This is a genomic window from Candidatus Vondammii sp. HM_W22 (genome assembly GCF_022530855.2).
Taxonomy (GTDB): Bacteria; Pseudomonadota; Gammaproteobacteria; order Chromatiales; family Chromatiaceae; genus Vondammii.
This window is the reverse complement of record NZ_CP099567.1, coordinates 1,533,050-1,558,167: the sequence shown is the minus strand read 5'-3', so window position 1 is coordinate 1,558,167 and position 25,118 is coordinate 1,533,050. Positions and strand designations below refer to the sequence as shown.

Here is a 25,118-nt window from a genome sequence, read left to right as displayed (position 1 = left end):
TATAACGATTTTTTTCAAACTCGACAGGCTGATGGCTATTGGTAGAATGACTTCATGACCCATCTTGTCACTCTGGCTCACCAGATATCCGGTATTCACGCAAGATATTCCGCAATCCACACCTCGGTCCTTGGCCTTTCGTTGTCGTCGTTGAAATCGTTCTGGAAGAGGGCAAACAAGCCGGACTATTGCTAATTTCAATCTGGCCTGATGCTACTGGTCGATGAGCTTTCGGAAGTGAAGGCGGCTCTCGAAAAGAGAGAGACATTGTAGCCTATAATTACATTGGGCAGTGAATTCGCCGATACAATCTGGAAAAGTATATAACCACACTGGCCAAGGCCGGCAGTCCCCGATAGCCGTGAGGCCGCACTGCTTACCCTGCGCCGAGTGAAACGATGGTGTGGCAAAGCGGCACCGTACCGCAGGGCGGCGGGCAATAACAGGTTGTCGAAGATCGAGAGCGTTTTGTGGGGTCTGGGATGTCTCAAAATGCATCACGAAATCGAAGACATGCTGGTAAGAAAAAACTGGAAAAAGAGCTAAAATGCCTGAAGAAAAAAGCAGGCAAAGCGGATGCTCAGAAGGTGGATTCCAAGAAAAAAATCAAGCAACTCAAGATTGATCTGAGTCAGCGTGAAAAGCAGATTACAAAACTGCAGCGTAAGATGGGGAACGATTCAGCGATCGGCGTTGTTGAAGAGACCGAGATTGATCCGTTTGGTAAATCCCACAGTCGTGGGGTGGCGACCAACCACAAAGAGTCGTGGAAGAAATTCAGCTACTTGAGAAATCGCTATGAATTTTTCTTGGAGCAGAGCAAAGAGAAAACAGAGGCTCGGCGGTTGGCGAATGAGGCTCTGATCAAAAAACATGACAAGAGTGTTGGCTATTCCGAAGATGAACTGGATGCCATCCTCTCTTGAGTCCGCTCTCCCTGGCAGTCGAAAATCCCTGTTGCAGTAGGGCCTGTAGGGATGTAGAATGCCCGGTTTCCTGGCAAGGGAGTGAAATGAAATCCCTGCCTAACTCCTTGCCTCATCGCTGAATGCGGGAGGCTGTTTTAATCCTTAAGGGGAAACAATGAGACATTACGAAATTGTGTTCCTGGTCCACCCGGACCAGAGTGAGCAGGTGCCCGGTATGATTGAGCGTTACCGTTCAAGCATCGAGGCCAAGGGCGGTATTATCCACCGTCTGGAAGACTGGGGCCGACGCCAGCTTGCCTATCCCATTCAGAAGCTGCCCAAGGCTCATTACGTACTGATGAATATTGAGTGCGGTGATGAAGCCCTGACTGAGCTGGAAAATGCCTTCCGCTTTAATGATGCCGTATTGCGTAATCTGGTTATCAAATGCAAGCGGGCGATCACTGAGCCATCTCCACTGGTGAAAATTGCAGATGATCGTGATGATTCTGCAAACCGTCCAGCTCCAGTTCCAGGAGCTGCGCCTGCTACTGAGGTGGAGAAGCCGGAAGCGCCAGAGCAATCGGAAGATACTCAAGCATAAGCACCCAGTTTTAATGGCCGCCAGATGCGGCCTAATACCAGATTCAATTGAGGGATAGACATGTCGCGTTATTTTCGTCGTAGAAGATATTGCCGTTTTACCGCTGAAGGCATCACCGAGATCGATTACAAGGATCTTGGCCTGCTGAAAGCCTTTGTCAGCGAAACCGGAAAAATTGTGCCAAGCCGTATTACCGGCACCAAGGCCAAGTACCAGCGTCAGCTGGGTACTGCCATTAAGCGGGCGCGTTTCCTGGCTCTGCTGCCGTACACTGATAGCCATCAGTAAGCCGGTTTATCGGTCGGCACCAGGTTTTCATGTGTGCCGGACGCTGTTTGATACTGAGCTAAAGACGATATGCAATCGTTAGCATCCTTTGTGATGCGGGGCAGATCCCAGGCCGTGATGTCAGCCACCGTGCTGGCTATTTTGTCACTCCTGTTTCCGCCTGTGAGTATTCTCAGTTGTGCGGTGGTTGCTTTGGTAACCCTGCGAAGTGGAGTTGCTGCCGGTGCTGTTGTTCTTTTGCTGACCGGGTTGGCCAGTGGCGTTTTAGCCCAGGTTTTGCTGGGCAATGCCCTACCGGTAATCGGTTTTTTTCTGGTGATGTGGCTGCCAGGTTGGTTACTGGCTATGTTGTTGAGAGCCAGCCGGTCTTTGGCATTGACCCTCCAGGGTGGGGTGGTTCTGGCCCTGGTGATGCTGGCCAGCCAGTACCTCCAGGTGGAGGACCCGGTTGCCCAGTGGCATGATTTGCTGGAGCCATTTATTCAGTCGATGACTGAGTCGCAACTCGTGGAGAAAAGCCAGCAGTCGGTCCTTCTCCGGGAGATGTCCCAGTGGATGCCCGGACTGGTCGCCGTTGGATTTTTGTTGCAGTCCATGGCCTCGATGTTGTTGGCCCGCTGGTGGCAGGCAAAGTTGTACCATCCGGGTGGTTTTCGCCAGGAGTACCATCAACTGAGGTTGCCTCGGGCCGTGGCTATTGTCACTGCAGTGATCTTGGGCCTGATGCTACTCAACGATGGGCAGGTCACTTGGCTTGAGTACGTGGCTATGTTGTTGCTGTCGGCCTGGTTTTTTCACGGACTGGCCTTGGCTCATGGCGTACTGGGACTGATCGGTGCAAACAGAGCTTGGTTGATAGGTATATACGCGCTACTGCTGATTGCTTTGCCACATGCGGTTACCGCACTGGCAGCAGCAGGATTTGTAGACGCATGGTTTGATTTCAGAGCTCGCCTTAGCTCCGGCAAAGGGCCGGGAGAGACGGGCTGAAGATTTAACACCTGTTTAGGGGTAATAACGATGGAAGTTATTCTGTTAGAGAAAGTAGATAACCTTGGCGGGTTGGGTGACAAGGTTAATGTTAAATCCGGTTATGGCCGGAATTACCTGATTCCCTCCAAAAAAGCTGTTGCAGCTACCAAGGATAATGTCGTCGCCTTTGAGGCGCGTCGTGCCGAGCTTGAGAAGCAGGCGGCGGAGACGCTGACGGTTGCTGAAGCGCGCAAAACCAAGCTTGAGAGCATTACTGCCACAGTTGCCCGCAAAGCGGGTGACGAGGGTCGTCTGTTCGGCTCTGTCGGTACTGCGGATATTGCCAAGGCGGTTACCGCCGCTGGTGCTGAGCTGGTCAAGAGGGAAGTCCGGTTGCCGGAAGGTCCTTTCCACACCACCGGTGAGTTCGAGGTGCATGTGCACCTGCACACGGATGTGGATGCCATCGTAAAGCTGGTTATTGAAGCTGAAGCCGAAGAAGAGTGATCGCTGTACAGGTTGGTTGCCGGGTAATGGAATCCATTACCCGGCAACCAACTGGATCCATCTGAAAAAGCCGGGGCCGGACACCCCGATTGTGTCCAGCCCCGGCTTTTTTTGCATTTGCGGCCCTTTCCCTCTGGTTTTCGAATCGATAATGGCTATGCTTGATTTTCGAATTGTTCGCGAGGCCATTTTTCCCGTATCCTTTTACCATTGAAACCACCGAATCCGAGACCCCATGCAAGAATCTGCATTCCCCACCGATGACTTCTCTATGGACAGCACTGCGGAAGCACTGCGGATACCGCCATACTCCGTTCAGGCAGAACAGTCGGTTCTGGGTGGTCTCATGCTGGACAACAGTGCCTGGGATCAGATTGCGGACCGGGTGGTGGAGGGTGACTTCTACCGTCGTGAGCATCAGCTGATATTCCGCGCCATTGAATCTCTTGCTGACCGGACTCAGCCCTTCGATGTCATTACTCTCTCCGAAGCCCTTGAGCGGCATGGTCAGTTGGATGATGCCGGTAGCCTGGCCTATCTGGGCCGTCTGGCAAAGGATACCCCCAGTGCCGCCAATATTCGTGCTTATGCCGATATCGTGCGTGAGCACTCGGTCATGCGCCAACTGATCCGTGTCGGCACCGAAATTGCCGATAGCGGGTTTGCTCCGGAGGGACGGGAGAGCCCCGAGCTGTTGGACGTTGCTGAAAGTAAAGTTTTTGAGATTGCAGAGATGGGGGCCAAGAATCGCGGTGGTTTTCAGCCGATAAAGTCTCTGTTGACCAAGGCGGTGGACAGGATTGAGACCCTGTTCGAACAGGATGAACCGATCACCGGCTTGAGTACCGGCTTTTCAGACCTGGATAACAAGACCTCCGGTCTTCAGGGTTCTGATCTGATCATCGTGGCAGGCCGCCCATCCATGGGTAAGACCACTCTCGCGATGAATATTTCAGAGAACGTGGCAATCAACAGTGGCAAACCCGTGGCAATATTCAGCATGGAGATGCCGGGCGAACAGCTGGCGATGCGTATGATGTCCTCTCTGGGGAGGATCAACCAGACCCGGGTTCGTACCGGTAAATTGGAAGATGATGAGTGGCCGCGCCTCACCTCTGCGGTGAGCCTGCTGGCAGAGGCAAAACTGTTTATCGACGATACACCCGCAATGAGCCCTCTGGATATACGTGCCCGGTCGCGGCGTCTGATGCGTGAGCATGGTGAACTGGGACTGATCATGATCGACTATCTGCAGTTGATGCAGGTGCCGGGTTCCTCTGACAACAGAACCAACGAAATTTCCACTATCTCCCGCTCCCTGAAAGCATTGGCCAAAGAGCTCAATGTGCCGGTGATCGCTCTTTCTCAGCTCAACCGCAGTCTGGAGTCGCGCACCAATAAACGTCCTATCATGTCAGATCTGCGTGAGTCGGGCGCCATCGAGCAGGATGCGGATATCGTGATCTTTATCTACCGGGATGAGGTTTACAACGAAGACAGCTCGGACAAGAGACGTGCCGAGATCATCATCGCCAAACAGCGTAACGGTCCCATTGGAATGATACCTCTGACCTTCCTCGGCGAGTTCACCAAATTTGAGAATTACATCGACGACATCTATCGGGACGAGGGCTATTGATGGGCCCAAGTGCCTCGCTTGATCTCTCTGCCCTTAGGCACAATCTTCAGCGTGTCAGGGAGTGTGCTCCGAATAGCCGTATTTTTGCAGTGATCAAAGCCAATGCCTATGGCCATGGCATGCTACGCGCGGCTGCTGCCCTGGCCGATGCGGATGCGTTTGCTGTGGCACGGGTTGAAGAAGGTGTGAAACTCAGAGAAGCGGGGTTTCAACAAAAACTGCTGATTCTTGAAGGTTTTTTTAATCAGCAGGAGCTGGCCGCCGCTTCACATCATCAGCTGGAACTGGCTATCCATCAGACTGAACAGCTGGAGACTCTCAAGCAGCAGCCACTGGATAAACCGGTTAGCTGCTGGCTCAAGGTGGATAGCGGTATGCACCGCGTCGGCTTTCAGCCTGATCAGGCCCTGGATGCATGGAAAGCCGTGTCACAGCTTTCATCGGTTGCTGGTGAGGTGGGTTTGATGACTCATCTGGCGAATGGAGATGACCTCGGCGATCCAACCAGTAAAGCCCAATTTGATCGTTTTCTTCCATTGGCAAAAGCGTGCGGGACTCGGATCAGCATCGGTAATTCAGCCGGCATTCTCGGTTGGCCTGATGCCCGTACAGATTGGGTGAGGCCCGGTATTATGCTCTATGGTGCATCACCCTTTATCAACGGCACCGGAGCCGATGATGGACTCAAACCGGTGATGACTTTCCAGAGCAGGCTGATCGCCATCAACCACTACCCCAAGGGTTCGCCGATTGGCTATAGCGGAACCTGGCGCTGCCCGGAAGCGATGCCGGTAGGTGTGGTTGCCGTCGGTTATGGCGATGGTTATCCCCGACACGCGCCTGCCGGAACGCCCGTTCTGCTCAATGGCCGGCGTGTGCCCCTGGTGGGAAGAGTTTCCATGGATATGATCACGGTGGACCTGCGTAACCAACCCGAAGCGAAGATAGGCGATCCTATTGTTCTCTGGGGGGCTGGATTGCCGGTGGAAGAGATTGCCGGACTGACCGGGACTATCTCATATGAACTGTTCTGCGGCGTGACCGGCCGAGTTGAGTTTATTGAACGGGAGGCACACTGATCCATGGCTAAAGGCAAAGTTAAAAGAGCGTTTGTCTGCACAGATTGTGGCGCCGACTATCCAACCTGGACTGGCCAGTGCACCAGTTGCGGCGAGTGGAATACGGTTAAAGAGATTCGGCTGGAAAGCGCACGGAGTAGCGCTCCAAAACGGTTTCAGGGTTTTGCCGGAGCACGTTCATCGGTGCAACTATTGGCCGATGTAGAGCGCGAGGATGTGCGCTGTATTTCCAGCGGAATGCAAGAGCTGGACCGGGTGCTTGGCGGCGGTTTTGTTCCCGGCTCGGTCATTCTTATCGGCGGTGATCCGGGGGCAGGAAAAAGCACAATACTGCTTCAGACTTTGGGCTATCTGTCACAGAGCAGGCCGGTGCTCTATGTTTCTGGTGAAGAGTCATTACAGCAGATAGCGGAGCGGGCTAGTCGTCTGGGTATTCAGGTGGGCCAACTGAAAATGCTGGCAGAGACCTCTGTGGAGCATATCTGCTCCATTGTTGACCAGGAAAAACCTGAGATCGTCGTGATAGATTCAATTCAGGTGATGCAGCGTGAAGGCGTGGATTCTGCACCGGGTGGGGTGGCTCAGGTAAGAGAGTGTGCTGCATATCTGACCCAATATGGGAAACGGCATGGGGTTATCTTTCTGATTTCCGGGCATGTGACAAAAGATAAAACCCTGGCCGGCCAGATGACTCTGAGCCATATTGTCGATACCCAGATTATGCTCTCATCCACAGATGATGCCCGTTACCGGTTAATGCGGACAACAAAAAACCGCTTCGGGTCGGTTAATGAACTGGGTGTCTTTGCAATGACAACGACAGGGTTAAAACAGGTAAAAAACCCCTCCGCCATCTTTCTCAGCCGGTCGACAAAACCATCACCCGGCAGCGCAGTCAGCGTTCTATGGGAAGGGACCAGGCCGCTGCTGGTTGAGATTCAGTCGCTGGTGGTGGATTCGCAACTGGGAAATCCCCGTCGGCTGGGTGTTGGCTTTGATCAAAACCGGGTATCCATGCTGCTGGCGGTTCTGACTCGCCATGGCGGTATCGTTACCTCGGACCAGGATGTCTTCATCAATGTGGTAGGAGGGATTCGGGTCAGTGAAACAAGCGCGGATTTGGCGGTCTTACTGGCTATCGTTTCCAGCCTGAGAGACAGAATAATACCTCACGATACGATTGTGCTCGGTGAGGTTGGGCTTTCCGGTGAACTGCGGCCTGTTGCCAATGGTAAAGCAAGAATTAAGGATGCAGGCAAGCACGGCTTTAAAAAGGCCATTGTGCCGACTGCCAATGTTCCGAAAAAGCCGGTAACAGGGATTGAAGTGATCGGTGTCGATGACCTTGCATCTGCACTGGATGAGATTTAATCTAAGGCTTCCAACTCTCTCTCCAGCAACTCTGCATCCCCCAGATTGAGTTCCACCAGACGCCTTAGATGACCAATGTTCTCTATGTCAATATGGAGGCAATGTAATCCAATCTATCCTGACTCATGATGAGATATTTTCGTCTGTATATTGATGTGCGGCTCTTCGTCGCCAAGCATCACCTTCAGCATAATTTCATCGCCAACGATCCCTGACCAATCTTTCGGCGTGACAACCAAGGCGCCGTTCAACGAAATGTCGATCAGATTGGAACTTTGCACTCCCTCTGCATAGGAGAAGGAGAGCATCGTTGGCGCATCGAACGGTATACGCTGGAAGCCGTTGTAGATTCAAGGGATCGATGCAACACCATCATTTAGTTTATCTGCAGGAGTAGCGAAGTCCAATGTTTTTCTCGGTCGTTGATTGAGTTTTTTTGCCACGCGATCTAATTGTGCCTGAGAGTAAATCGACAAGTCTGTTTTCCTCGGAAAGTACTTCCTCAATAGCCAATTTGTATTTTCATTGGTCCCTCTTTGCCATGGACTTTGTGGGTCACAAAAGTAGACTTTTGCATCTGTCGCCATAGTAAATTTCTTGTGACCGGCAAGCTCCATCGCCTATCCCAAGTTAATGACTGTACCGGCTTGTCTGGAAGTTTTTTAACCTGTTTCGTGAGTGCGGAAACAACCGAATTAGTCGATCCTGAAATATTCATAACGCAATAATTTATATAAAATAAGCGTCTAAATTTGATAAAATAAACGTCCGAGAAAGGGATAAAAGCAGAGAAAAACTGGACGAAACAGAGGTGGATAATTGAGCAAAGCCAAGACAGCCAATCCCAACCAGCAAAGTTTCCTGCACCAGAACTTACTGGATCAGCTGAACCCCAAGCATCCACTTTTGCTATTGGCCAGACAGATAGACTGGTCATATTTTGATGCTGAATTTGCCCCGCTTTATTCTCATCTTGGAAAGCCCTCAAAACCCATCCGCCTAATGGTGGGCCTCTCGATACTCAAGCATCTGGAAGACCTCAGTGACGAGGTTCCGATTCAACGCTGGATACAAAATCCCTACTACCCGAGTTTTACGGATGAGATCGAATTCCAATGGCAACTTCCTTGTAACCCCTCCGACCTGACTTACTTCAGAAAGCGTATTGGCAACGAAGGTTTTGAAAAGGTCCTGGCTGCCTCTATCGCCTTACATCAAGAAAAGGCGATCGAAGATAAAATGTGTATCGACACTACCGTACAAGAGAAAAACATTACCTTTCCAACTGATGCAAAGCAGTACCGAAAGATACACGGGCAGTTACTCAAGATGGCCCGAGCAGAAGGTATCGTGCTCAGTCGAAGCCATGAGAAGGAAGTAAAAATTCTCAAGCTCCCCACCCGATTTACCACACATCCGAGGAATCGTAAAAAGGCACGTAAGGCTGTAAAGCGATTAAAGACCATCAGCGGCCGATTACTGCGTGAAATACAGCGTAAGATGACCGCAGAACAACAGAAATTCTATGCAGAAAAGTTCGCCCTGTACCAGCGCATGCTGAATCAGAAGCGTGCTGATAAAAACAAGTTGTACAGCCTACATGAACCTCATGTTTACTGTATGAGCAAAGGCAAGGCCCAGCAGCGTTATGAGTTTGGCACCAAGGCATCAATTACCACCACAAGGGACGCGGGCATTGTGATTGGTGCCCTGGCTTTTGAGAAGAATGTATTTGATGGTCACACCGTACCTGAGGTCTTGGCACAGGTGAAACGTCTCATCAATCGAGTACCCAAAGTGGGTATTGCTGATCGAGGTTATCGGGGCAAATCAAAGGTTAATGACACCCAGATAGTAACGCCAAAGCCTGCTAGGAAGAATACCTCAGAAGAAGCCATGGCATTAGCCAGAAAACGTTTCAGAAGACCAGCTGGCATTGAGCTTGTGGTCACTTAAAGAGTGACCATAGGCTAAAAAGGAACTTTCTTAAAGGCTTTGCCGGGGATCAGATTAACTTGCTTATGGCGGCGGCTGCCTTCAACTTCAGAAAATGGATGAGGGAGGTTCTTTTTGTGCTGAAAAATATCATGTCCATACTGTTGTTCCTGTTTGCAAAACAGAAACAACAGTATTATTAAGTGCCTGGAATAAATATTTCAGGGTCGACTATTTAGCCATTGTCATGGATTTATATTCACGGCGTATTGTTGGCGGATCCATAGATAAACGCATGACGACTAATCTGGTGAAGAAAGCGTTGATAAAAGCCGTTAACCTACGCCAACCTAACAAGGGTTTAGTGTTTCACAGTGATCTCGGGTCACAGTACACGAGCAAGTCGCACCGACATTTATTAGAAAATCATGGCCTACGCTCGTCGATGGGAGATGTAGGTGCTTGTTGGGACAATGCGGTAGTTGAACGTTTTTTTTGGCAGCTTGAAGCATGACTGGATTTTAAAAGTGTCTCAACCTACATGAGAGCACATGAAGTACGATGTCGCGGATTACATCCGCTACTACAACAAAGATCGGTTACACACTGCCAATGGTAGTTTGTCACCGATTAACTATGAACTGTCTCAATTGAATGTGTCCGGTTCGACTTGACCAGAGCAACGCTTATCATATTCTCGCTGCTCTTTTCTACTCTTCTTTGGTGGAATAACAATATTCATATCCTGTGATTTTGCCTTCTCTAAATATCTCTTGTGTATCGTAAGCCCTCCAAGCCCCTCAAATCAGTGTGCTAGCTTGCGTGCAATCAGCTCTGGCACCTTTCGTAACAATGAATCTGATCGGCATACCATACGCATCCACGGCCAAGTGTATCTTGGTGTTAAGCCCCCTTTTGTACGACTCATATCTTGATTGTCTCCTACCGTACCTGCTGCATGTGGATGAATATTGATATGACTGCCATCAATCATAATCCATTCAAAGTTCGGCTTATCAATTATCTGGGGCAATAAATCCTCCCATATGCTTTTATCACGCCAGCGAAAAAAATGCCGATGGGTGTTCTCCCAATCACCATAATCATGTGGTAAGTTGCGCCACGATGCGCCTGTGCATAGAATCCAGAATACCGCATATGAGAAACAAACGGTTATCTTTAGCTATGCTGAAATGCCCCCATTCTATGGCCACTTGGCGTGTTAGGTTCTCCGCATTTCACGTAATCCAGAATACGCCATCTCTGGCGTGACGTAGTGTTGTGAACTGTGGGGTCGCCGCTCATTATATCGGCAACGCCACTGTTCAATAACAACTCTGGCTTCGGTCAGGCTACCAAATATCTCTGCATTTAAACACTCCTTGCGGAAAATGCCGTTGAAGCTTTCATTGCTGCCATTTTGCCAGGGTTTTCCCGGTTCAATATTGGCTAGCTTAATATCATCCTTTTCCAGTTCCTCGCGCAGTACGAGGGCCAACAGCTCAGCTCCGTTGTCGCTGCGAATGGCTCGGGGAATTCCGTAGCGAATGATTAATTCACGTAGCACCGCTTTCACGTGTTGACTCTGTAGGTATCGACCAGTTTTGATTGCCAGACAATAACCGGTTGCTTCGCCCTTGACCGTCAAGCACCGCAGAGGCTCTGCGTCATGATAGCGGTCATGTACGAAATCCCATGCCCACACATCATTCCGTCGTAGCGCCAATCCCTCCAGTTTTACCCCAGTGCGAATCTTCCGTCGAGGGCGATAAGGCGGCAAACACAGGCCATTAAGCCGCCAGAGTCGATATACGCGTTTGTTGTTTACCTGCCAACCTCTGAGCCGCAGATAGGCGCCTGATAAACGATAGCCCCAACTGGGATCCTCCCGCACATCTGAAACTTCCATCCCGGCATACTTGTTGCGCCAACGGTAGATCGACTGCTCCGAGTACGCCGTGTTTGCGTGCTGCCGCTACGGCCGTTGTTGCCTCTGCATCGCGCAGTACAGCCACGATCTGCTCATCTGAAAAATGTCCCTTCTTCATCCTAGTTCTCCTCAGGTAGAGGAAAACCTAACATACCACTGGTCTAGTGTTCGGGGGGCAATCCAATGCCACCGTGAATTCCTTTTTGCCCTGTAAGGTATGGTGATAGTAGTTCCCATGTGTTGTCGTCTATGCCGTGTCTTTATGTGTGTTGGTGTTGTCATTGTGTTATTGATTTTTAGTTGTTAGGTTGGATCTTATGCAATTTATTTAAACTCATGACGATACTATCTAGTACTGTTGGCCTTTGTCGGGTTTATTAGAGGTTCCCTTATCACTGCTCTGGGAAGGTTTTTAGAGGCTTCCTTAAACAGTCCCAGGGTGGTGGAAATGGCGCCCCCGACACGATTCGAACGTGTGACTTCACCCTTAGGAGGGGTGCGCTCTATCCTGCTGAGCTACGGGGGCAGGGTTGTAGCTTCTTATAATAAGAGGACAGCGGTATTCTAGCACCTACTCCCGGATTCGTGTAATCCCATAATATCCGCTTACCAAAAAGATATTCTGCATAAGGATTTAATACAGATGTTGCAAACGGCTCACCTTTTATTACCAACGACTTTCCCGAATATTGACAGAGGAGCTCTTGATACTCTCCAGGTCAATCTTGGCTATGTCTGTAACCAGACGTGCAAACACTGTCATGTGAATGCAGGTCCCAAGCGCACAGAGGTGATGGAGAGAGAGACCATTGATCAGGTGCTGAAGTATCTGCATGCCCAGGATATTTCAAACTTGGACCTGACGGGCGGCGCACCGGAGTTGAATCCTCATTTCCATTATCTGGTTGAGCAGGCCCGCAAGCTGGGTGTCAGAGTGATGGACCGCTGTAATCTATCGATTCTTGAAGAGCCCGGTCAAGAGGGATTGGCCAAATTTCTGGCGGAAAACGGGGTGGAGGTGGTTGCTTCTCTGCCCTGTTATCTGCAGGAGAATGTGGATAACCAGCGGGGAAAAGGTACTTATGATGCGAGTATTCATGGCCTGAAACGGCTGAATGCCGAAGGCTATGGAGAGAGCGGCAGCGGCTTGATACTTAACCTGGTGTTCAATCCTCAGGGTGCTGCCTTGCCGCCACCTCAGACCGGTCTGGAAACTGACTATAAAAAGCGGCTCTGGGAAGACCACAAAATAAGCTTCAATCAGCTTTTTACCATCACCAACATGCCAATCAGCCGGTTCGGCAGCACGCTGCGTTCCAAGGGTGAATTTAACAGCTATCTTGAGTTGCTGAAAAGTTCCTACCAGCGCGACAATCTACAGACGGTAATGTGCCGAAGCCTGCTCAGTGTCGATTGGCAAGGCTATGTTTACGACTGCGATTTCAATCAGATGTTGCAGATGCCGCTGGCTCACAATGGTACTGAACGCCCCCATCTTTCCGAATTGATCAATGAAGATCTGACGGGCAAATCGATTTGTATTGCGGAGCATTGCTACGGTTGTACAGCGGGGCAGGGCAGTAGTTGCGGTGGTGCTTTGTCCGACTAGCGTGCGCCTCTCCATCATCATTCCAGCACTTAATGAAGCTGCCGTGATTGAGCCGCTTCTGCAATCACTACAGTCGCTGCGGGAGGCCGGTCATGAGGTAATCCTGGTGGATGGCGGGAGTAGTGATGATACGGCTTACCTGGCCCGGTCTCGAGTCGATAAGCTCATCAACAGCCAGAAAGGACGGGCCAGGCAGATGAATGCAGGTGCGGGCGAGGCTGAGGGTGAAATCTTCTGGTTTCTGCACGCTGATAGCTGCCTCTCTTTTGGATTCCATGAGCCGCTACTCTCCGGGCTTGCCGGGCAAAAATATGGCTGGGGTCGATTCGATATAGCGCTCTCTGGCAGGCATATGCTGCTGCGTCTGGTGGAGTTTATGATGAACTGGCGCTCCCGTTTGAGTGGTATTGCAACGGGGGATCAAGGTATTTTTGTTCTTCGTGACTCGTTTCTTGCGGTTGGTGGTTTTCCTGATATCCCTTTGATGGAGGATATAGCTCTTAGCCGACGGCTAAAACGACTGTCACCTCCCCTCTGTCTGCGACAGCGGCTGGAAACATCCAGCAGGCGCTGGGAGGAGCGTGGCATCCTTCGCACTGTTCTCCTGATGTGGGAGCTGCGGCTGGCTTATGCCGTGGGAGTGGACCCGGCGAAGCTAGAGAAATTATACCGCTGAGGAGAAGCCTGTGCAGTTCCCGCAATCACGCATACTGATTTTTGCCAAAGCACCGGAGCCGGGCAGGGTGAAGACGCGGTTGATTCCTGCGCTGGGTGCTGAAGAGGCGGCCAGCCTTTATAAAAAATTGTTGCAACAGACTGTCGGGAAGGTAGCTGAGGCGGCTGTGTCCCCGTTGGATTGCTGGTGTGCATCCAATACCGGACATCCTGTTTTCCGGAATCTGGCTTTGCAGTATGGGGTCTGGCTTGAAGGTGCAGGAGGGGGAAGATCTTGGACAGCGAATGGAATACGGGGCAACTCAGGCGTTACTGTCCGCGGATGCGGTGATTCTTATCGGTGGAGACTGCCCTGTATTGGAAGCGTGTCATCTAAGGCGGGCTTTTGATTACTTGGCCAAAGGGATGGATGCAGTACTCGGTCCGGCCGAAGATGGGGGCTATGTCCTGCTCGGTTTGAAGCGCACTGATCCAGCCTTGTTTTATGATATCCCCTGGGGAAGTGATCAGGTGCTGGCGTTGACCCGGCAGCGACTGGAAAAGCTGGGCTGGACATGGAAAGAGCTTGAAACCCTCTGGGATCTGGATCGGCCGGAAGATCTGCTGCGTTACCAGGGATAGTCCTGGGTTAAAAACCGTGCATCCGTTGTGCCCTGTTGCGTTCCATGACATTGATCGCTTTTCTGGTTTTTTGCAGTGATTCAGGATCAACTTCCAGGAAACAACCGCCGATCCGGGTGATTTTGCGCTGGTTGTTTTGGCTGCTGAAACGGACTTCAAGGGAAAATAGAGCATCTCTCTCGTCGGACGGGACAATCTCCACTACAAGCCCAACACCTTCTGGAGAGGTCATAACATAGCCTCGGAGCAACTGTGCTCCTTCGCTTAGATAGTCGTCCCTGAAGTATCAGGTTGAGGATCTGATTCGTTGAACCTTTTAGATCTGATTCTCGGCCCATTAATTGGAATAATCATTCGATTTCCCGCTAGCATTATCCAAGCACAATAAAATCAAGCTAACCGATAAAGGCCAACAGTCTCTAGCAAATATCTGGCAGGTCGAGATACGATTATCGATCCGCTGACACAATTGCTGAGAAGTGGTGCAGAGCAGTTGATCTACCAGGCGGTGGAGGCCGAGCTGCTGGAGCTGTTGGCGGAGCACGTCGAGCGACGGACAGAGGATGGCAAGGTGGGTGTGGTGCGTAATGGTCACCTGCCAGCTCGTAAACTGCAGACAGGATTGGGGCCGGTCACGGTCAAGATCCCCAAAATACGAGCGAAGACCGGCGAGCCGGTGACGTTCCGATCAGCTCTGGTGCCGCCGTATGTACGCAAGACGAAGTCACTGGAAGCGGCGCTGGCGTGGCTCTACCTGAAGGGGATTTCCAGTGGAGAGATGGGTGAAGCCCTGAAAGTGCTGGTGGTTCCGGATGCAACAGGCTTGTCGGCCGGCAGGGTATCGCGTCTGAAGCAGGTCTGGGCAGAAGAATATCGGAGCGGGTGCGAGGAGCGCCTGGATAAGGGCCATTGGGTGTATGTGTGGGCAGACGGTGTCTACAGCGGACAGAGAGCAGAGCAGACGAAGCTGTGTGCCCTGGTGGTGATCGGCGTGAATGAGCGTGGTGAGAAGCATTTTCTGGCAATTGAGGATGGTGTACGGGAGTCCACACAGAGCTGGCGGGAGGTACTGTTGAAACTGAAGTCACGCGGACTGATCCCGCCAAAATTGGCGATCGGTGACGGTGCCATGGGGTTCTGGGCTGCGCTGGAGGAAGTGTATCCGGAGACGCGCCATCTGTCTGCACAAAGACCGAGAGGAACTGATGGCTTTCTATCAATTTCCGGCGCAGCACTGGCAGAGCATTCGGGCCAGCAAATCCGATTGAATCCACCTTCGGGGAAATCTGCCATCGAACTAGGCGTTCCTATCGCGTGACGGCATGCTACACATGATGTTCAAACTCGGCCTGTGTGCAGAGAAGACGTGGAGACGATTACGGGGTTTCGATTATCTGGCGAAGGTGATAAAATGGAATCAAATTTAAAGAGGGTGTTGAGGTAGCAAGAGTCGATCAGGTCACCGCTTGATTCAACTGGCTAAACACCAGATTTGACTATAACTCAAAGTGTTCACCCAGCAGCTCGATGAGCCGGTCCCTGCGCTGTTGGTAGGATTTACGCACCAGACGAAGATGGCGGTCATAGCCACCATGGTTCAGCATCTCTCCCACCACCAGCCAGGGTAAGCGCGAAATAGAGACGCTGCTTAAAAAATTCTGGTACTCGATCTGTTCCTGATAATCTCCGGGAATTACCCACCCGACTCCCAGACGAGCAAGCATACCTTACCAACGCCAAACAAAGGCATGCCCTGAATCGGCTGTCGGATGCTCAGATGGAAGATATAAGCATTACCCAGGTAAGGATGCTCTGCAGGAGGCGGGCAAGCCCTTCTGGAAATAGTGCTCTGTTTTCTTTGCCCGGCAGGTCCGGGAAGAGCGGCTATCTTAGACGTTCATGTCGTGCCTGAAATGATGCTTCGCGCTGTTAGGTCAGGTGTGAACACTGTACAGCAGGCGGGGTTTCTATCTCTCACGGGGTTTTTCAAATCCGATCAGAAAGGTTAGCAGAGCAGGGATCACAAACAGGGTAAGCAGGGTTGAGAGAGCCAACCCGCCGAGGATTACCGCACCCAGACCGCGATAGAGTTCAGTGCCTGAACCCTGGGCTAGCACCAGAGGCAGCAGGGCGAACAGGCTGGTGGTGGTGCTCATGAAGATAGGACGTATACGGGTGCGGACCGAGTGGCTAACTGCATCCAGGCCATTCATCCCCTCAAAGCGCAGGTTATTCAGTGACTGATGCACAATCAGGATGGCATTGTTGACTACCGTTCCCACCAGGATAATGAATCCCAGCATCACCAGGATATCGAACGCCTGGGGAGCAACGAATCGATCCACCAGCGCCAGTCCGATGAATCCACCTGCTGCGGCCATCGGAACAGAGAACATGATAATCAGCGGGTAGATGTAGTTGCCGAACAGCGCTGACATCAACAAATAGGTGATTATCAGTGCCAGCACCAGATTCCATTGCAGGGCATTTCGCGTCTCTGTCAACTTATCGGCATTGCCACCTACCGACACTGAAGTGTCAGTGAGCTTACCGGCGGCTTTAAGCTTGGGAACCAGTTGGTCGGTGATCAACTCCATGGCGGCCTGCAGTGGCATGCTATCCGGCGGCGTGACCTCCAGGCGAATATTTCGTTTTCGCTCCAGGTGGTTGAGTTGAGTCATTCCCTCGCTATACTCGATTTTACTCAGATCACCGACGCGAACCAGTGCGCCGAAAGGGGTCACTATTATCGCATCCAGCAGATCTTCGGGTGTTTCAATGGACTGGCTGTCGCTCTTTACCACCATGTCCATCACCTTGCGTCCGTCGGGCTTGTACTCGCCGATTTTGCGCCCATCCATCAGCACGTCCACATAGATTCCAAACTCCTGTTCACTCAGGCCGTTGGCGACCACCTTGGAACGGTCCGGTATCAGATTGGCTTCGGGGTAGCTGATCTCCAGAGAGGGGACTGGTCGGATTTGGGCATTGGGTATCGCCTGTTTCAGGCTGCCGAGCAGGGTGCCGGCGGCTGAAACGATTTTGTCGGTATCATTGCCGGAGATATTAACGTCCACGGTGCGTCCCTGACCAATGCCGGATTCGAAAATACCGCGCTGGATGCTGACGCCGAACATTCCTGGAATCGAGTTCATTACTTTGGTAAACAGAGGCATCATTTTGCGTGCATCGTTGACATGAACGCTGGTGCCGCCAAACAGGGTTATACCATCCGATGCCACATAGAAGATGTTGTCGATCTGTGGAACGCCGTCTTTCCAGTCCTCTTTCAGATAGGGGGCGATGCGGTCTTGAATATAGTGTCCTATCTCGTTGCGCTTGGCGTCGGAATAACCCGGAGGTGGAATCAATATATTAAGGATCAGGTTACGGTTGCCTTGGGGTAGGTACTCCGCTTTTGGAATCAGCAGGATTACCGCCATAACAGCTGCTGCGGTGAATCCAGTGATGGTCAGGGTTCGGGTAAAAGCATTGCGCCGGGTGAGGATGGAGAAGAGCATCACGCTACGCACAAACATGTTTCCATTATCGTGGGTGGCCGCCTGTTGTTTTGCCTGGCGTTTCGATAGGCGGTAAAACTTATTGGTGATGGCGGGGATCACTGATACTGAGACAAACAGGCTGATCAGGATCGAGAAGGTGATGGCAATGGCAATATCGCGAAACAGCTGCCCGGCCTCCTCCTGAATGAAAATTACCGGGAGAAACACCACAACCGTGGTTACGGTCGAGGCGAGCACTGCGCCCCACACCTCACGGGTACCGTCGTAGGAGGCGTCGAAAGCGCTCTTGCCAAGACGCCGGTGACGATCAATGTTCTCCAGTACGACGATAGAGTTGTCCACGAGCATACCCACCGCAAAGGTGATTCCGGCCAGGCTCATCACATTGATATTGCGGTCAAACAGGTACATGAAGAAGAAGGTGCCCATCACTGAGATCGGGATGGCAATTGCCACGGTGAGGGTGGAGGTGATCGAGCGCAGAAAAAGCAACAGTATGGTGATTGCCAATGCGCCGCCGATCATCAAGTTGGTTTTTACCGTACTGATGGCGGTGTTGATGTAGGGGGTCTGGTCGTGAACCCAATCATAATAGAGTCCGTTTTGCGCCAACAGGCCTTCGTTTAGTTGATTCACCACCGTTCGCATATTGGCGGTTAATTCCAATACGTTTGCACCGGCCTCTTTGCGGATTCCGGTGACAATCATCGGCTGGCCGTTATGCAGTACCGCCGGTAGATTTGACTGATAACCGAAATTAGTGGTGGCGACATCACTGAGGTAGACGCGGTGTAGGCCGTCATCCCTGAGTAGCAATTTTTTGGCGTCTTCCGGTGACTGAAACTGGCTGGTGGTGCGGATTCGGTAATTACGTTTTTCAACGCCAAGGACACCGGCTGAGATATTGCTGTTGGCGTCGCTCAGACGGTCGATCACATGTCTAAGCGTGATATCGAGATCAGCCAGACGTTTTGGATCAACGGTGACCTCAAAGCGCTTTTCAGTGCCGCCGAATATCATCAGTGAACCCACGCCCGGAACGCGTTCCAGATGGTGGCGTACTTCATTTTCGAAGAACGTGCGGTAGGTGTTGATCCGTGTGTGATCACCTTCCAGAGTTTTCAGCATCATCCAGATGACCGGAGAGCTTTCCGAGCTTGAGGTGCTGACAACTGGTTTTTGGGCATTTTCCGGATAGCTGAAGACTTCGTTGAGCTTATTGGTGACCCGCACCATGGCATCATTCAGGTCGGTTCCCACCTTGAAGGTGAGGCTGATGGTGCCGTAGTTATTGAAGCTGGAACTCTCCATTACCGTTAAGTTGGTGACGCTTTTCAGTACATCTTCCTGCTCTTCGATGATCTCTTTTTCGATCTCGTAAGGTGTCGCGCCCGCCCAGTTGGTCCTGACGCTGATCTTTGGTGCTTCCACATCGGGTGTGAGCTGTACCGGTAGCCGGTTCAGACCGATAATGCCGAACAGGATAACCATGATCACCGCTGAGAAGGTGGATACCGGTTGGCGAATTGAGAGTTTTACCAAATCCATAATTGTCGATTACCGTTCCACTACCGTGATTGCCTGATCCGGCCTTAGCCGGTCATTTCCGTCGATCACCACAGACATTCCCACTTTTATCGGTGGCTTGGCCACGGCGACAGCGTCAAAGGTACGCGCGACGATCTCCAGCGGCATTAGTTTCGCTTTCCCGTCGATCAGGCTGTAGGCAAACTCTTTGCCTTTTATCCGGACTACAGCATCCCGGGGCACCAGTCTGAGTAGCTGTTTTTTTCCGGTGGGAACCTCTATCGAGACCGACATGTTCTGTACCATCCCCCGCTGATAGGGAAGTTCGATCTTGAGTACGGCGCTTTTGCTGCGCAGATCTGCAACGGGTGAGAAGCCCTTGATCTTCCCTTCAGCTTGGATGCTCAGCGCTGCGATGGATATGGGGAGTCTAGTGCCTGTTTGTTGGTATCTCATCAAACGTTCCGAGATTGCAACCTTTGCCACCAGATCCTGAGTGGAGGCGAGTTTGCATACGGAGGTTCCCAGAGATAACCACTCGCCCTGCTCCTTATGTTTCTCCAACACCACGCCGTCAAAAGGTGCACGCACCACGCTTTTTACCAGTTGCAGCTTCAGGCGCTCTGCCTCCTGATCCAGTGTATCGCGCTTTTTGATCAGTGAACGATGTTCGAACCGGGCATCATCATAAGACTGTATACTGGCGGAGTTTTTCTTTAGCAGACTCTCCAGCCGATGCAGGCTGCGGCTCATTTTTTCGATTTCTGCACTGACTTGGGCGCGCTGCTGGGCCTTGATATCGATATCTTTCTGGATCAAGTCGGTGTTGAGTACAACCAGTGGGTCACCCTTCTTTACCCGCTGTCCCTCTGATACCAGCTGTTGGGTGATCAATCCGGAAATTTCGCCCGAAACCATGGATATGCGGTCAAAATCGATGACACCGATCATCTGACTGGTTTCTGTAATTTCGCGCTCTTGTACTGTGGCCACGACAACTTTGGCCGGTGGAGTCTCTGCAGCCAGGGATAGCAGTGGCAGCAATAGTGCAGGGAATAACAATAGCCGAGGATATTTCATTACAGGGTTTCCAGAATTATATTGGGCCAGTCTTTGACTCAGAGACTGGTGCTTCCGAGTCTTATCATTATAGGTCGGGGATATGACATCGGGGTGCTACATGAGTTTCAGGGACAGCATACTTAAATTCTGCCAGGTAAAATAGCTTAATTGATAAATCTGTCCCCAGGGTTTCACCAATATTACTCTGCAGGATTGAGGGGTAATACATCTGACAATAAAAATTGGCATCAGCACTGAGCGCCCGGGACAGGAGGCTGGCTGCACCTACCCGCTCTTCAATTTCAGGAATAAACTCCTCTGGCAGGCAACAAGTTTGACTTCGGCTTCAATGGTAAGCGTAAAATAACCCCGCCCTTTAAGCCTGCCCCGTTTCTCTGCATGCTGCAACTTTCAATGACAGCGGAGTGTAATCCCCCCGAAAAGTAATCGAGTTTTTAAGTAGAGACTTTTATGATGTTAATCAGAGGAAGTTTTTATGAAGAAGTCGAAGTTTTCGGACAGTCAAATTTTGTCCATCTTGAAGCAGCACGAAGCCGGTGTTTCGGTGTCAGAGCTGGCGTGCGGGCACGGGGTTAGCACGCCACTGATTTATCAGTGGCGTGCCAAATACGGTGGAATGGATGCCTCCCTGATGAAAGAGGTCAAAGATCTACGTGCTGAGAATGCCCGACTTAAGAAGATGTACGCAGAAGAGCGGATCAAAGCGGAACTGCGACAGGAAGCCCTTGAGGGAAGTTGTAGCGCCATCTCGTCGAAGGGGGATGGCGAAGCACACCGTGAGCCGTGATGGTATCAGTATCCGTTTAGTCTGTATTACTTTTGGTATCAGTCAGACCTGTTACCGATATGAGGCTAAATACTCTAGTGAAAACAGGCCGATTGCCGATTGGCTATTGCGACTGAGACAAACGCACAAGCGTTGGGGCTTTGGTTTGTGCTTTCTGTATCTGCGCAATGTGAAAGGCTGTGGCTGGAACCACAAGCGGGGGTATCGCATTTATCGGGAGTTAGAACTTAACCTTCGGATTAAGCACCGAAAACGGATCAAACGGGATTATCCCGGGGAATCGGATGTGCCCAAGGCAAAGAATCACGTCTGGTCGATGGATTTTATGTCAGACCAGCTTCGTGGTGGGCGCCATTTCCTTACGTTCAATGTGATGGATGATTACAACCGTGAAGGGCTGGGAATTGAAGTGGATTTATCACTACCCTCATCGCGCGTGGTTCGGGCGCTAGAGCAAATCATTGAGTGGCGTGGAAAACCAGCGGCACTGCGGTGTGACAACGGGCCAGAGTATCTTAGTCAAACCCTGGTGAACTGGGCGAATGCGCACCGAATTACCTTGCTGTATATCCAACCGGGCAAGCCGATACAGAATGCCTGTATTGAGCGGTTTAACCGCACAGCGAGGCATGAATGGTTGGACATGCACCTGTTTTGAGAGCATTGCGCATGCCCGGTTATTAGCCACTCAGTGGCTTTGGCAATACAATAACGAAAGGCCACATATGGCCATTGGAGGAGTACCTCCGAGGCAACTGCTAAAGGCAGCTTAACCCTCTATTTAAAACTCAGGTTATAAATGGGAGGATTACAACTTGACCAGTACAGTTTTTGACCGTTTGCAGAAACTGTTGCCAGGTGCAGATCAGGCATCAGAATTCATTCATACTATTGTTAGCTAGGTTCAGACAATGGGGTAGATTTTTTCTCCTTATTCATCCAACCTCGACATAGATCATTCCCATAGGGGCCTTGTCATTGTTCAGATTAGCGATAATGGCCTATAATATTCCGCTTTCAAGTCCCGGATCTGTTTGTGTTGGCTGGGGCTGCAGAAAGTTTGCTTTCTCCTCTATAACACTTGCTATGGCCCTGCCATGGCAAGATCCCGTTTGGTATTAATGAATTCTTTACACTGAATCCTTAGCCTGATTCGAGGTTTTACATGATCAAAATTAACGAAAACTACCAGAAACTCCAGGCATCCTATCTGTTTTCGGATATTGCCAAGCGTGTGGCCGCTTATCAGGAGGCTAATTCCGGGCAGAATATTATCAAGTTGGGTATCGGTGATGTAACCCGTGCCTTGCCGGATGCCTGTGTGAAAGCGTTTCATGCCGCCGTTGATGAGATGGCCAGTGACAGCAGTTTTCATGGTTATGGGCCTGAGCAGGGGTATGATTTTCTCCGTGAGGCGATTGCCCAAGGTGATTTTCAGGCGCGTGGGGCCAATGTCGAGGCGGATGAGATTTTCGTCAGTGACGGAGCGAAGTGCGATTCCGCTAATTTCCAGGAGATTTTCTCCACGGATGTCACCGTGGCAATTCCCGACCCGGTCTATCCTGTCTATATCGACACCAATGTGATGGCAGGCCGGACTGGTGATTGGAGTGAGGGACGTTATGCCGGTATCGTCTATCTCGATGCCACTAAAGAGAACGGTTTTATTCCCGACCTTCCCAGCGAGCCGGTGGATCTGATCTATCTCTGCTTCCCCAATAATCCTACGGGGGCTACAGCGACCAAAGCGCAGTTAAAGCAGTGGGTTGATTACGCACGAAAGAATAAGGCGCTGATCCTGTTTGATGCTGCTTATGAGGCGTTTGTTCAGGATCGAAGCCTGCCTCGATCAATCTATGAGGTTGAAGGTGCTAGGGAAGTGGCGATTGAATTCCGGAGTTTTTCCAAGACGGCAGGCTTTACGGGTACCCGTTGTGCTTATACGGTGGTGCCGAAAGAGTGCATGGCTTATACCGAGTCGGCCGAAGCGGTCTCTGTGAATACCTTGTGGAATCGTCGTCATACCACCAAGTTTAATAGTGTTTCTTATCCGGTGCAGCGGGCGGCCGAGGCGGTCTATAGCGCTGAGGGACAGGCTCAGGTTAAAGAGCTGGTCTCTTTTTATCTGAATAATGCGAAATATATTCGTGGGAAGATGGAGGCGCTTGGATTTGGGTGTATCGGTGGTGAAAATTCACCTTATACCTGGATCGATGGGAAGAGTGATTCCTGGACATTTTTTGATAAGTTGCTGAGTGAGGCTGGCGTGGTTTGCACCCCTGGTGCCGGTTTCGGAACTTGTGGCGAGAGGTATATCCGGATCAGTGCATTTAATAGTTTTGAGAATGTTGTTGAGGCTATGGATAGAATTAAGAAGGCTTTGGCCTAACGCAGTTTTCAAGCCGGAATGATGGTGATTTTACGCTTAAACGGTAAGTGCTTTCGGAATAAACAGAGTAACAGTAGATGCCTATTTCTAAAGATTTTGAAGATCGTCTGGCTCCTTTTCTGGAGGGGGTGGTTGAGCATTATGGTACGCCTTTTCATATTTATGATGAGAAGGGAATTCGTGATACCGGAAGGGGGCTGATCGAGGCATTTTCTGGCATTGACGGGTTCCGGGAGTATTTTGCGGTTAAGGCACTGCCCAATCCCAGTGTTATGCAGGTTCTGGGCTCTATGGGATTTGGGTTTGACTGCAGCTCCATTGCGGAGCTGAAGCTTAGCCGTGATGTAGGTGCCCGCGGTGAAGATATTATGTTCACTTCCAACAACACTAGCCCGGAAGATTTTGCCGCGGCGGAAGAGGAAGGTGGTTGTGTCCTGAATCTGGACGATATTACTCTGATCGATAAGGTGCCGGTGATGCCGGAGCTGATTTCCTTCCGTTATAACCCGGGCGAAAGACGCACCGGTAATAGCATTATCGGTAATCCTGTCGAGTCAAAGTACGGGGTCTCTCATGATCAGTTATTAGATGCATACAGGTTTGCCAGGGCCCATGGCGTAAAACGCTTTGGTTTGCACACCATGCTGGCATCCAACGAGCTGAACTATACTTTTATGGTGGAGACGGTCCGTATGTTGCTTGAACTGGTCGAGTGGGTATCGGGTGAGTTGGGTATCCGGTTTGATTTTATCAATATAGGCGGTGGTCTGGGGATTCCCTACAAGCCGGAAGATGAGCCACTAAATATTGCGGCTATGGCGCGGGAGATCACCGCGCTGTTCGATGCTTTCAAATCCAGCAACGGCTACGCTCCAAAAATGTATGTTGAGAGTGGCCGTTTCATGACCGGACCCCATGGCGTTCTGGTGACAAAAGCGATCAACCGTAAACATATCTATCGTACCTATGTTGGTGTGGATGCTTCTATGTCGGCTTTGATGAGGCCTGGAATGTATGGTGCCTATCACCATATAACGGTGCTTGGTAAAGTGGGCGAGGAGGATATTGTCGATGTTGTCGGCTCATTGTGCGAGAATAACGACAAGTTCGCGATTCAGCGTCACCTGCCAAAAATAGAAGAGGGCGATATCCTCTGTGTCCATGATACCGGTGCTCATGGTCATGCTATGGGATTTAACTATAATGGCAAGGCCCGGCCAAAAGAGTTGTTGTTGCGTTTCGATGGAACAGTAGAGTTGATCCGTCGGGAGGAGACGCTTGCAGACCTGTTTGCGACTTTAAATTTTGAGGCGGATGTTCATAGCGGGGAGTGAGTGCTAACCAAACAGCTCGCCATATCGCTCTTCTGAAAAACCCACATACAGATTGCCGTCTACCTCGAGTACCGGCCGTTTGATGATTGAGGGTGTCTCCAGCATGATCTCTATGGCGCTGGTTTCGTTGATGCCGGCTTTTGCATGGACAGAAAGTTTGCGCCACATCATGCCCCGGCGGTTGAGCAGGATTTCCCAACCTGCTAGGTTGATCCAGTGGCGCAGGGTGGTATTGTCTAGGCCCTCTTTTTTGAAGTTGTGAAATTGGTAATCCAGATTATGGGCATCCAGCCATTTTCGAGCTTTTTTCATGGTGTCACAGTTGGGAATACCGTG

20 protein-coding genes, 1 tRNA gene and 6 pseudogenes are annotated in these 25,118 nt (G+C 51.0%); 17 read left to right on the top strand and 10 right to left on the bottom strand.

The genetic code is table 11. From position 1 onward, the window contains the following. The first annotated feature begins 482 nt into the window (after positions 1-482). The 8 genes from MN084_RS08690 (at position 483) to radA (ending at position 7,368) form a co-directional block, all read left to right on the top strand. The gene (locus MN084_RS08690) at positions 483-926 is read left to right on the top strand and encodes a hypothetical protein (RefSeq protein WP_241087229.1); all 444 of its coding nucleotides are present in this window, start codon (positions 483-485) and stop codon (positions 924-926) included. Between the two features lie 157 nt (positions 927-1,083). Further along, positions 1,084-1,512, top strand: a complete 429-nt coding sequence (gene rpsF, locus MN084_RS08685; RefSeq protein WP_241087230.1) for a 30S ribosomal protein S6 — start codon at positions 1,084-1,086, stop codon at positions 1,510-1,512. A 60-nt stretch (positions 1,513-1,572) separates the two neighbouring features. Next, a complete protein-coding gene (gene rpsR, locus MN084_RS08680) occupies positions 1,573-1,800 on the top strand; it encodes a 30S ribosomal protein S18 (protein WP_241087231.1) in 228 nt (75 codons plus the stop codon). A 117-nt stretch (positions 1,801-1,917) separates the two neighbouring features. Continuing rightward, a complete protein-coding gene (locus tag MN084_RS08675) occupies positions 1,918-2,790 on the top strand; it encodes a DUF2232 domain-containing protein (RefSeq protein WP_330178537.1) in 873 nt (290 codons plus the stop codon). A gap of 30 nt (positions 2,791-2,820) precedes the next feature. Beyond that, positions 2,821-3,279, top strand: a complete 459-nt coding sequence (gene rplI, locus MN084_RS08670) for a 50S ribosomal protein L9 (protein ID WP_241087233.1) — start codon at positions 2,821-2,823, stop codon at positions 3,277-3,279. 235 nt (positions 3,280-3,514) lie between these two features. Continuing rightward, a complete protein-coding gene (gene dnaB / locus MN084_RS08665; RefSeq protein WP_241087234.1) occupies positions 3,515-4,918 on the top strand; it encodes a replicative DNA helicase in 1,404 nt (467 codons plus the stop codon). Next, positions 4,918-5,997, top strand: a complete 1,080-nt coding sequence (gene alr, locus MN084_RS08660) for an alanine racemase (protein ID WP_445083923.1) — start codon at positions 4,918-4,920, stop codon at positions 5,995-5,997. The genes dnaB and alr overlap by 1 nt, the downstream gene beginning before the upstream one ends. A 3-nt stretch (positions 5,998-6,000) precedes the next feature. Then, positions 6,001-7,368: a DNA repair protein RadA gene (gene radA / locus MN084_RS08655; protein WP_241087236.1), complete on the top strand. Its 1,368-nt coding sequence runs from the start codon at positions 6,001-6,003 to the stop codon at positions 7,366-7,368. A gap of 113 nt (positions 7,369-7,481) precedes the next feature. Here the strand turns inward: radA and MN084_RS08650 are convergent, their stop codons facing one another. Then, on the bottom strand, positions 7,482-7,649 hold the full coding sequence (locus MN084_RS08650) for a PilZ domain-containing protein (RefSeq protein WP_241087237.1): 168 nt from the start codon (positions 7,647-7,649) through the stop codon (positions 7,482-7,484). A gap of 69 nt (positions 7,650-7,718) precedes the next feature. After that, positions 7,719-8,068 (bottom strand): annotated as a pseudogene (locus tag MN084_RS08645) (IS30 family transposase); the annotation flags it as partial. Between the two features lie 119 nt (positions 8,069-8,187). On the opposite strand from MN084_RS08645, the pseudogene MN084_RS08640 reads away from it, so the two are divergent. Together MN084_RS08640 and MN084_RS08635 are read left to right on the top strand one after the other, a co-directional pair. Further along, positions 8,188-9,506: pseudogene (locus MN084_RS08640) on the top strand (IS5 family transposase). A 29-nt stretch (positions 9,507-9,535) separates the two neighbouring features. Continuing rightward, a pseudogene (locus MN084_RS08635) lies at positions 9,536-9,977 on the top strand (IS3 family transposase); the annotation flags it as partial. 14 nt (positions 9,978-9,991) lie between these two features. On the opposite strand, the pseudogene MN084_RS08630 reads toward MN084_RS08635, so the two are convergent. The 3 genes and pseudogenes from MN084_RS08630 to MN084_RS08620 all read right to left on the bottom strand — a co-directional run. After that, positions 9,992-10,493 (bottom strand): annotated as a pseudogene (locus MN084_RS08630) (IS5 family transposase); the annotation flags it as partial. 32 nt (positions 10,494-10,525) lie between these two features. Continuing rightward, positions 10,526-11,212, bottom strand: a complete 687-nt coding sequence (locus MN084_RS08625) for an integrase core domain-containing protein (protein WP_330178478.1) — start codon at positions 11,210-11,212, stop codon at positions 10,526-10,528. A gap of 470 nt (positions 11,213-11,682) precedes the next feature. Continuing rightward, positions 11,683-11,759, bottom strand: a tRNA-Arg gene (locus MN084_RS08620). Positions 11,760-11,876: 117 nt separating this feature from the next. Between MN084_RS08620 and arsS the strand changes: the two genes are divergently transcribed. The 3 genes from arsS to MN084_RS08605 all read left to right on the top strand — a co-directional run bounded on the left by arsS (position 11,877) and on the right by MN084_RS08605 (position 14,138). Next, complete coding sequence (arsS, locus tag MN084_RS08615; RefSeq protein ID WP_241087240.1) at positions 11,877-12,842, top strand: arsenosugar biosynthesis radical SAM (seleno)protein ArsS; 966 nt, start codon at positions 11,877-11,879, stop codon at positions 12,840-12,842. Continuing rightward, positions 12,826-13,518, top strand: coding sequence for a TIGR04283 family arsenosugar biosynthesis glycosyltransferase (locus tag MN084_RS08610; RefSeq protein WP_241087241.1), 693 nt, complete (start codon positions 12,826-12,828; stop codon positions 13,516-13,518). The genes arsS and MN084_RS08610 overlap by 17 nt, the downstream gene beginning before the upstream one ends. A 188-nt stretch (positions 13,519-13,706) precedes the next feature. After that, positions 13,707-14,138: a TIGR04282 family arsenosugar biosynthesis glycosyltransferase gene (locus MN084_RS08605; protein ID WP_241087242.1), complete on the top strand. Its 432-nt coding sequence runs from the start codon at positions 13,707-13,709 to the stop codon at positions 14,136-14,138. Positions 14,139-14,145: 7 nt separating this feature from the next. On the opposite strand, the gene MN084_RS08600 is transcribed toward MN084_RS08605, so the two are convergent. Continuing rightward, a complete protein-coding gene (locus MN084_RS08600; protein WP_241087243.1) occupies positions 14,146-14,370 on the bottom strand; it encodes a hypothetical protein in 225 nt (74 codons plus the stop codon). Between the two features lie 198 nt (positions 14,371-14,568). Here MN084_RS08600 and MN084_RS08595 point away from each other — a divergent pair. Further along, positions 14,569-15,608: pseudogene (locus tag MN084_RS08595) on the top strand (IS256 family transposase). 26 nt (positions 15,609-15,634) lie between these two features. Here the strand turns inward: MN084_RS08595 and MN084_RS08590 are convergent. The 3 genes from MN084_RS08590 to MN084_RS08580 all read right to left on the bottom strand — a co-directional run bounded on the left by MN084_RS08590 (position 15,635) and on the right by MN084_RS08580 (position 20,269). After that, positions 15,635-15,862: a hypothetical protein gene (locus MN084_RS08590; protein WP_241087244.1), complete on the bottom strand. Its 228-nt coding sequence runs from the start codon at positions 15,860-15,862 to the stop codon at positions 15,635-15,637. A gap of 243 nt (positions 15,863-16,105) precedes the next feature. Continuing rightward, positions 16,106-19,210 (bottom strand): efflux RND transporter permease subunit, encoded by a 3,105-nt coding sequence (locus MN084_RS08585; protein ID WP_241087245.1) that lies wholly within the window; start codon positions 19,208-19,210, stop codon positions 16,106-16,108. A gap of 9 nt (positions 19,211-19,219) precedes the next feature. Next, complete coding sequence (locus MN084_RS08580; RefSeq protein WP_277400507.1) at positions 19,220-20,269, bottom strand: efflux RND transporter periplasmic adaptor subunit; 1,050 nt, start codon at positions 20,267-20,269, stop codon at positions 19,220-19,222. Positions 20,270-20,747: 478 nt separating this feature from the next. On the opposite strand from MN084_RS08580, the pseudogene MN084_RS08575 reads away from it, so the two are divergent. The 3 genes and pseudogenes from MN084_RS08575 (at position 20,748) to MN084_RS08565 (ending at position 24,782) form a co-directional block, all read left to right on the top strand. Then, positions 20,748-21,832, top strand: a pseudogene (locus tag MN084_RS08575) (IS3 family transposase). Positions 21,833-22,224: 392 nt separating this feature from the next. Then, entirely contained in the window at positions 22,225-23,448 is a 1,224-nt protein-coding gene (locus MN084_RS08570; protein ID WP_241087247.1) for an LL-diaminopimelate aminotransferase, read from the top strand. Positions 23,449-23,525: 77 nt separating this feature from the next. After that, positions 23,526-24,782, top strand: coding sequence for a diaminopimelate decarboxylase (locus MN084_RS08565; protein WP_241087248.1), 1,257 nt, complete (start codon positions 23,526-23,528; stop codon positions 24,780-24,782). A 3-nt stretch (positions 24,783-24,785) separates the two neighbouring features. Here MN084_RS08565 and MN084_RS08560 read toward each other — a convergent pair whose 3' ends face one another. Continuing rightward, a complete protein-coding gene (locus MN084_RS08560; protein ID WP_241087249.1) occupies positions 24,786-25,094 on the bottom strand; it encodes a Spx/MgsR family RNA polymerase-binding regulatory protein in 309 nt (102 codons plus the stop codon). Between the last annotated feature and the right edge of the window lie 24 nt (positions 25,095-25,118).

Excerpts from the sequence above, each read along its gene's own strand:
- MN084_RS08690 (WP_241087229.1), top strand. The coding sequence starts at position 483 with ATGTCTCAAAATGCATCACGAAATCGAAGACATGCTGGTAAGAAAAAA.
- rpsF (WP_241087230.1), top strand. The coding sequence starts at position 1,084 with ATGAGACATTACGAAATTGTGTTCCTGGTCCACCCGGACCAGAGTGAG.
- rpsR (WP_241087231.1), top strand. The coding sequence starts at position 1,573 with ATGTCGCGTTATTTTCGTCGTAGAAGATATTGCCGTTTTACCGCTGAA.
- MN084_RS08675 (WP_330178537.1), top strand. The coding sequence starts at position 1,918 with ATGTCAGCCACCGTGCTGGCTATTTTGTCACTCCTGTTTCCGCCTGTG.
- rplI (WP_241087233.1), top strand. The coding sequence starts at position 2,821 with ATGGAAGTTATTCTGTTAGAGAAAGTAGATAACCTTGGCGGGTTGGGT.
- dnaB (WP_241087234.1), top strand. The coding sequence starts at position 3,515 with ATGCAAGAATCTGCATTCCCCACCGATGACTTCTCTATGGACAGCACT.
- alr (WP_445083923.1), top strand. The coding sequence starts at position 4,918 with ATGGGCCCAAGTGCCTCGCTTGATCTCTCTGCCCTTAGGCACAATCTT.
- radA (WP_241087236.1), top strand. The coding sequence starts at position 6,001 with ATGGCTAAAGGCAAAGTTAAAAGAGCGTTTGTCTGCACAGATTGTGGC.
- MN084_RS08625 (WP_330178478.1), bottom strand. The coding sequence starts at position 11,212 with ATGGAAGTTTCAGATGTGCGGGAGGATCCCAGTTGGGGCTATCGTTTA.
- arsS (WP_241087240.1), top strand. The coding sequence starts at position 11,877 with ATGTTGCAAACGGCTCACCTTTTATTACCAACGACTTTCCCGAATATT.
- MN084_RS08600 (WP_241087243.1), bottom strand. The coding sequence starts at position 14,370 with ATGACCTCTCCAGAAGGTGTTGGGCTTGTAGTGGAGATTGTCCCGTCC.
- MN084_RS08590 (WP_241087244.1), bottom strand. The coding sequence starts at position 15,862 with ATGCTTGCTCGTCTGGGAGTCGGGTGGGTAATTCCCGGAGATTATCAG.
- MN084_RS08585 (WP_241087245.1), bottom strand. The coding sequence starts at position 19,210 with ATGGATTTGGTAAAACTCTCAATTCGCCAACCGGTATCCACCTTCTCA.
- MN084_RS08580 (WP_277400507.1), bottom strand. The coding sequence starts at position 20,269 with ATGAAATATCCTCGGCTATTGTTATTCCCTGCACTATTGCTGCCACTG.
- MN084_RS08570 (WP_241087247.1), top strand. The coding sequence starts at position 22,225 with ATGATCAAAATTAACGAAAACTACCAGAAACTCCAGGCATCCTATCTG.
- MN084_RS08565 (WP_241087248.1), top strand. The coding sequence starts at position 23,526 with ATGCCTATTTCTAAAGATTTTGAAGATCGTCTGGCTCCTTTTCTGGAG.
- MN084_RS08560 (WP_241087249.1), bottom strand. The coding sequence starts at position 25,094 with ATGAAAAAAGCTCGAAAATGGCTGGATGCCCATAATCTGGATTACCAA.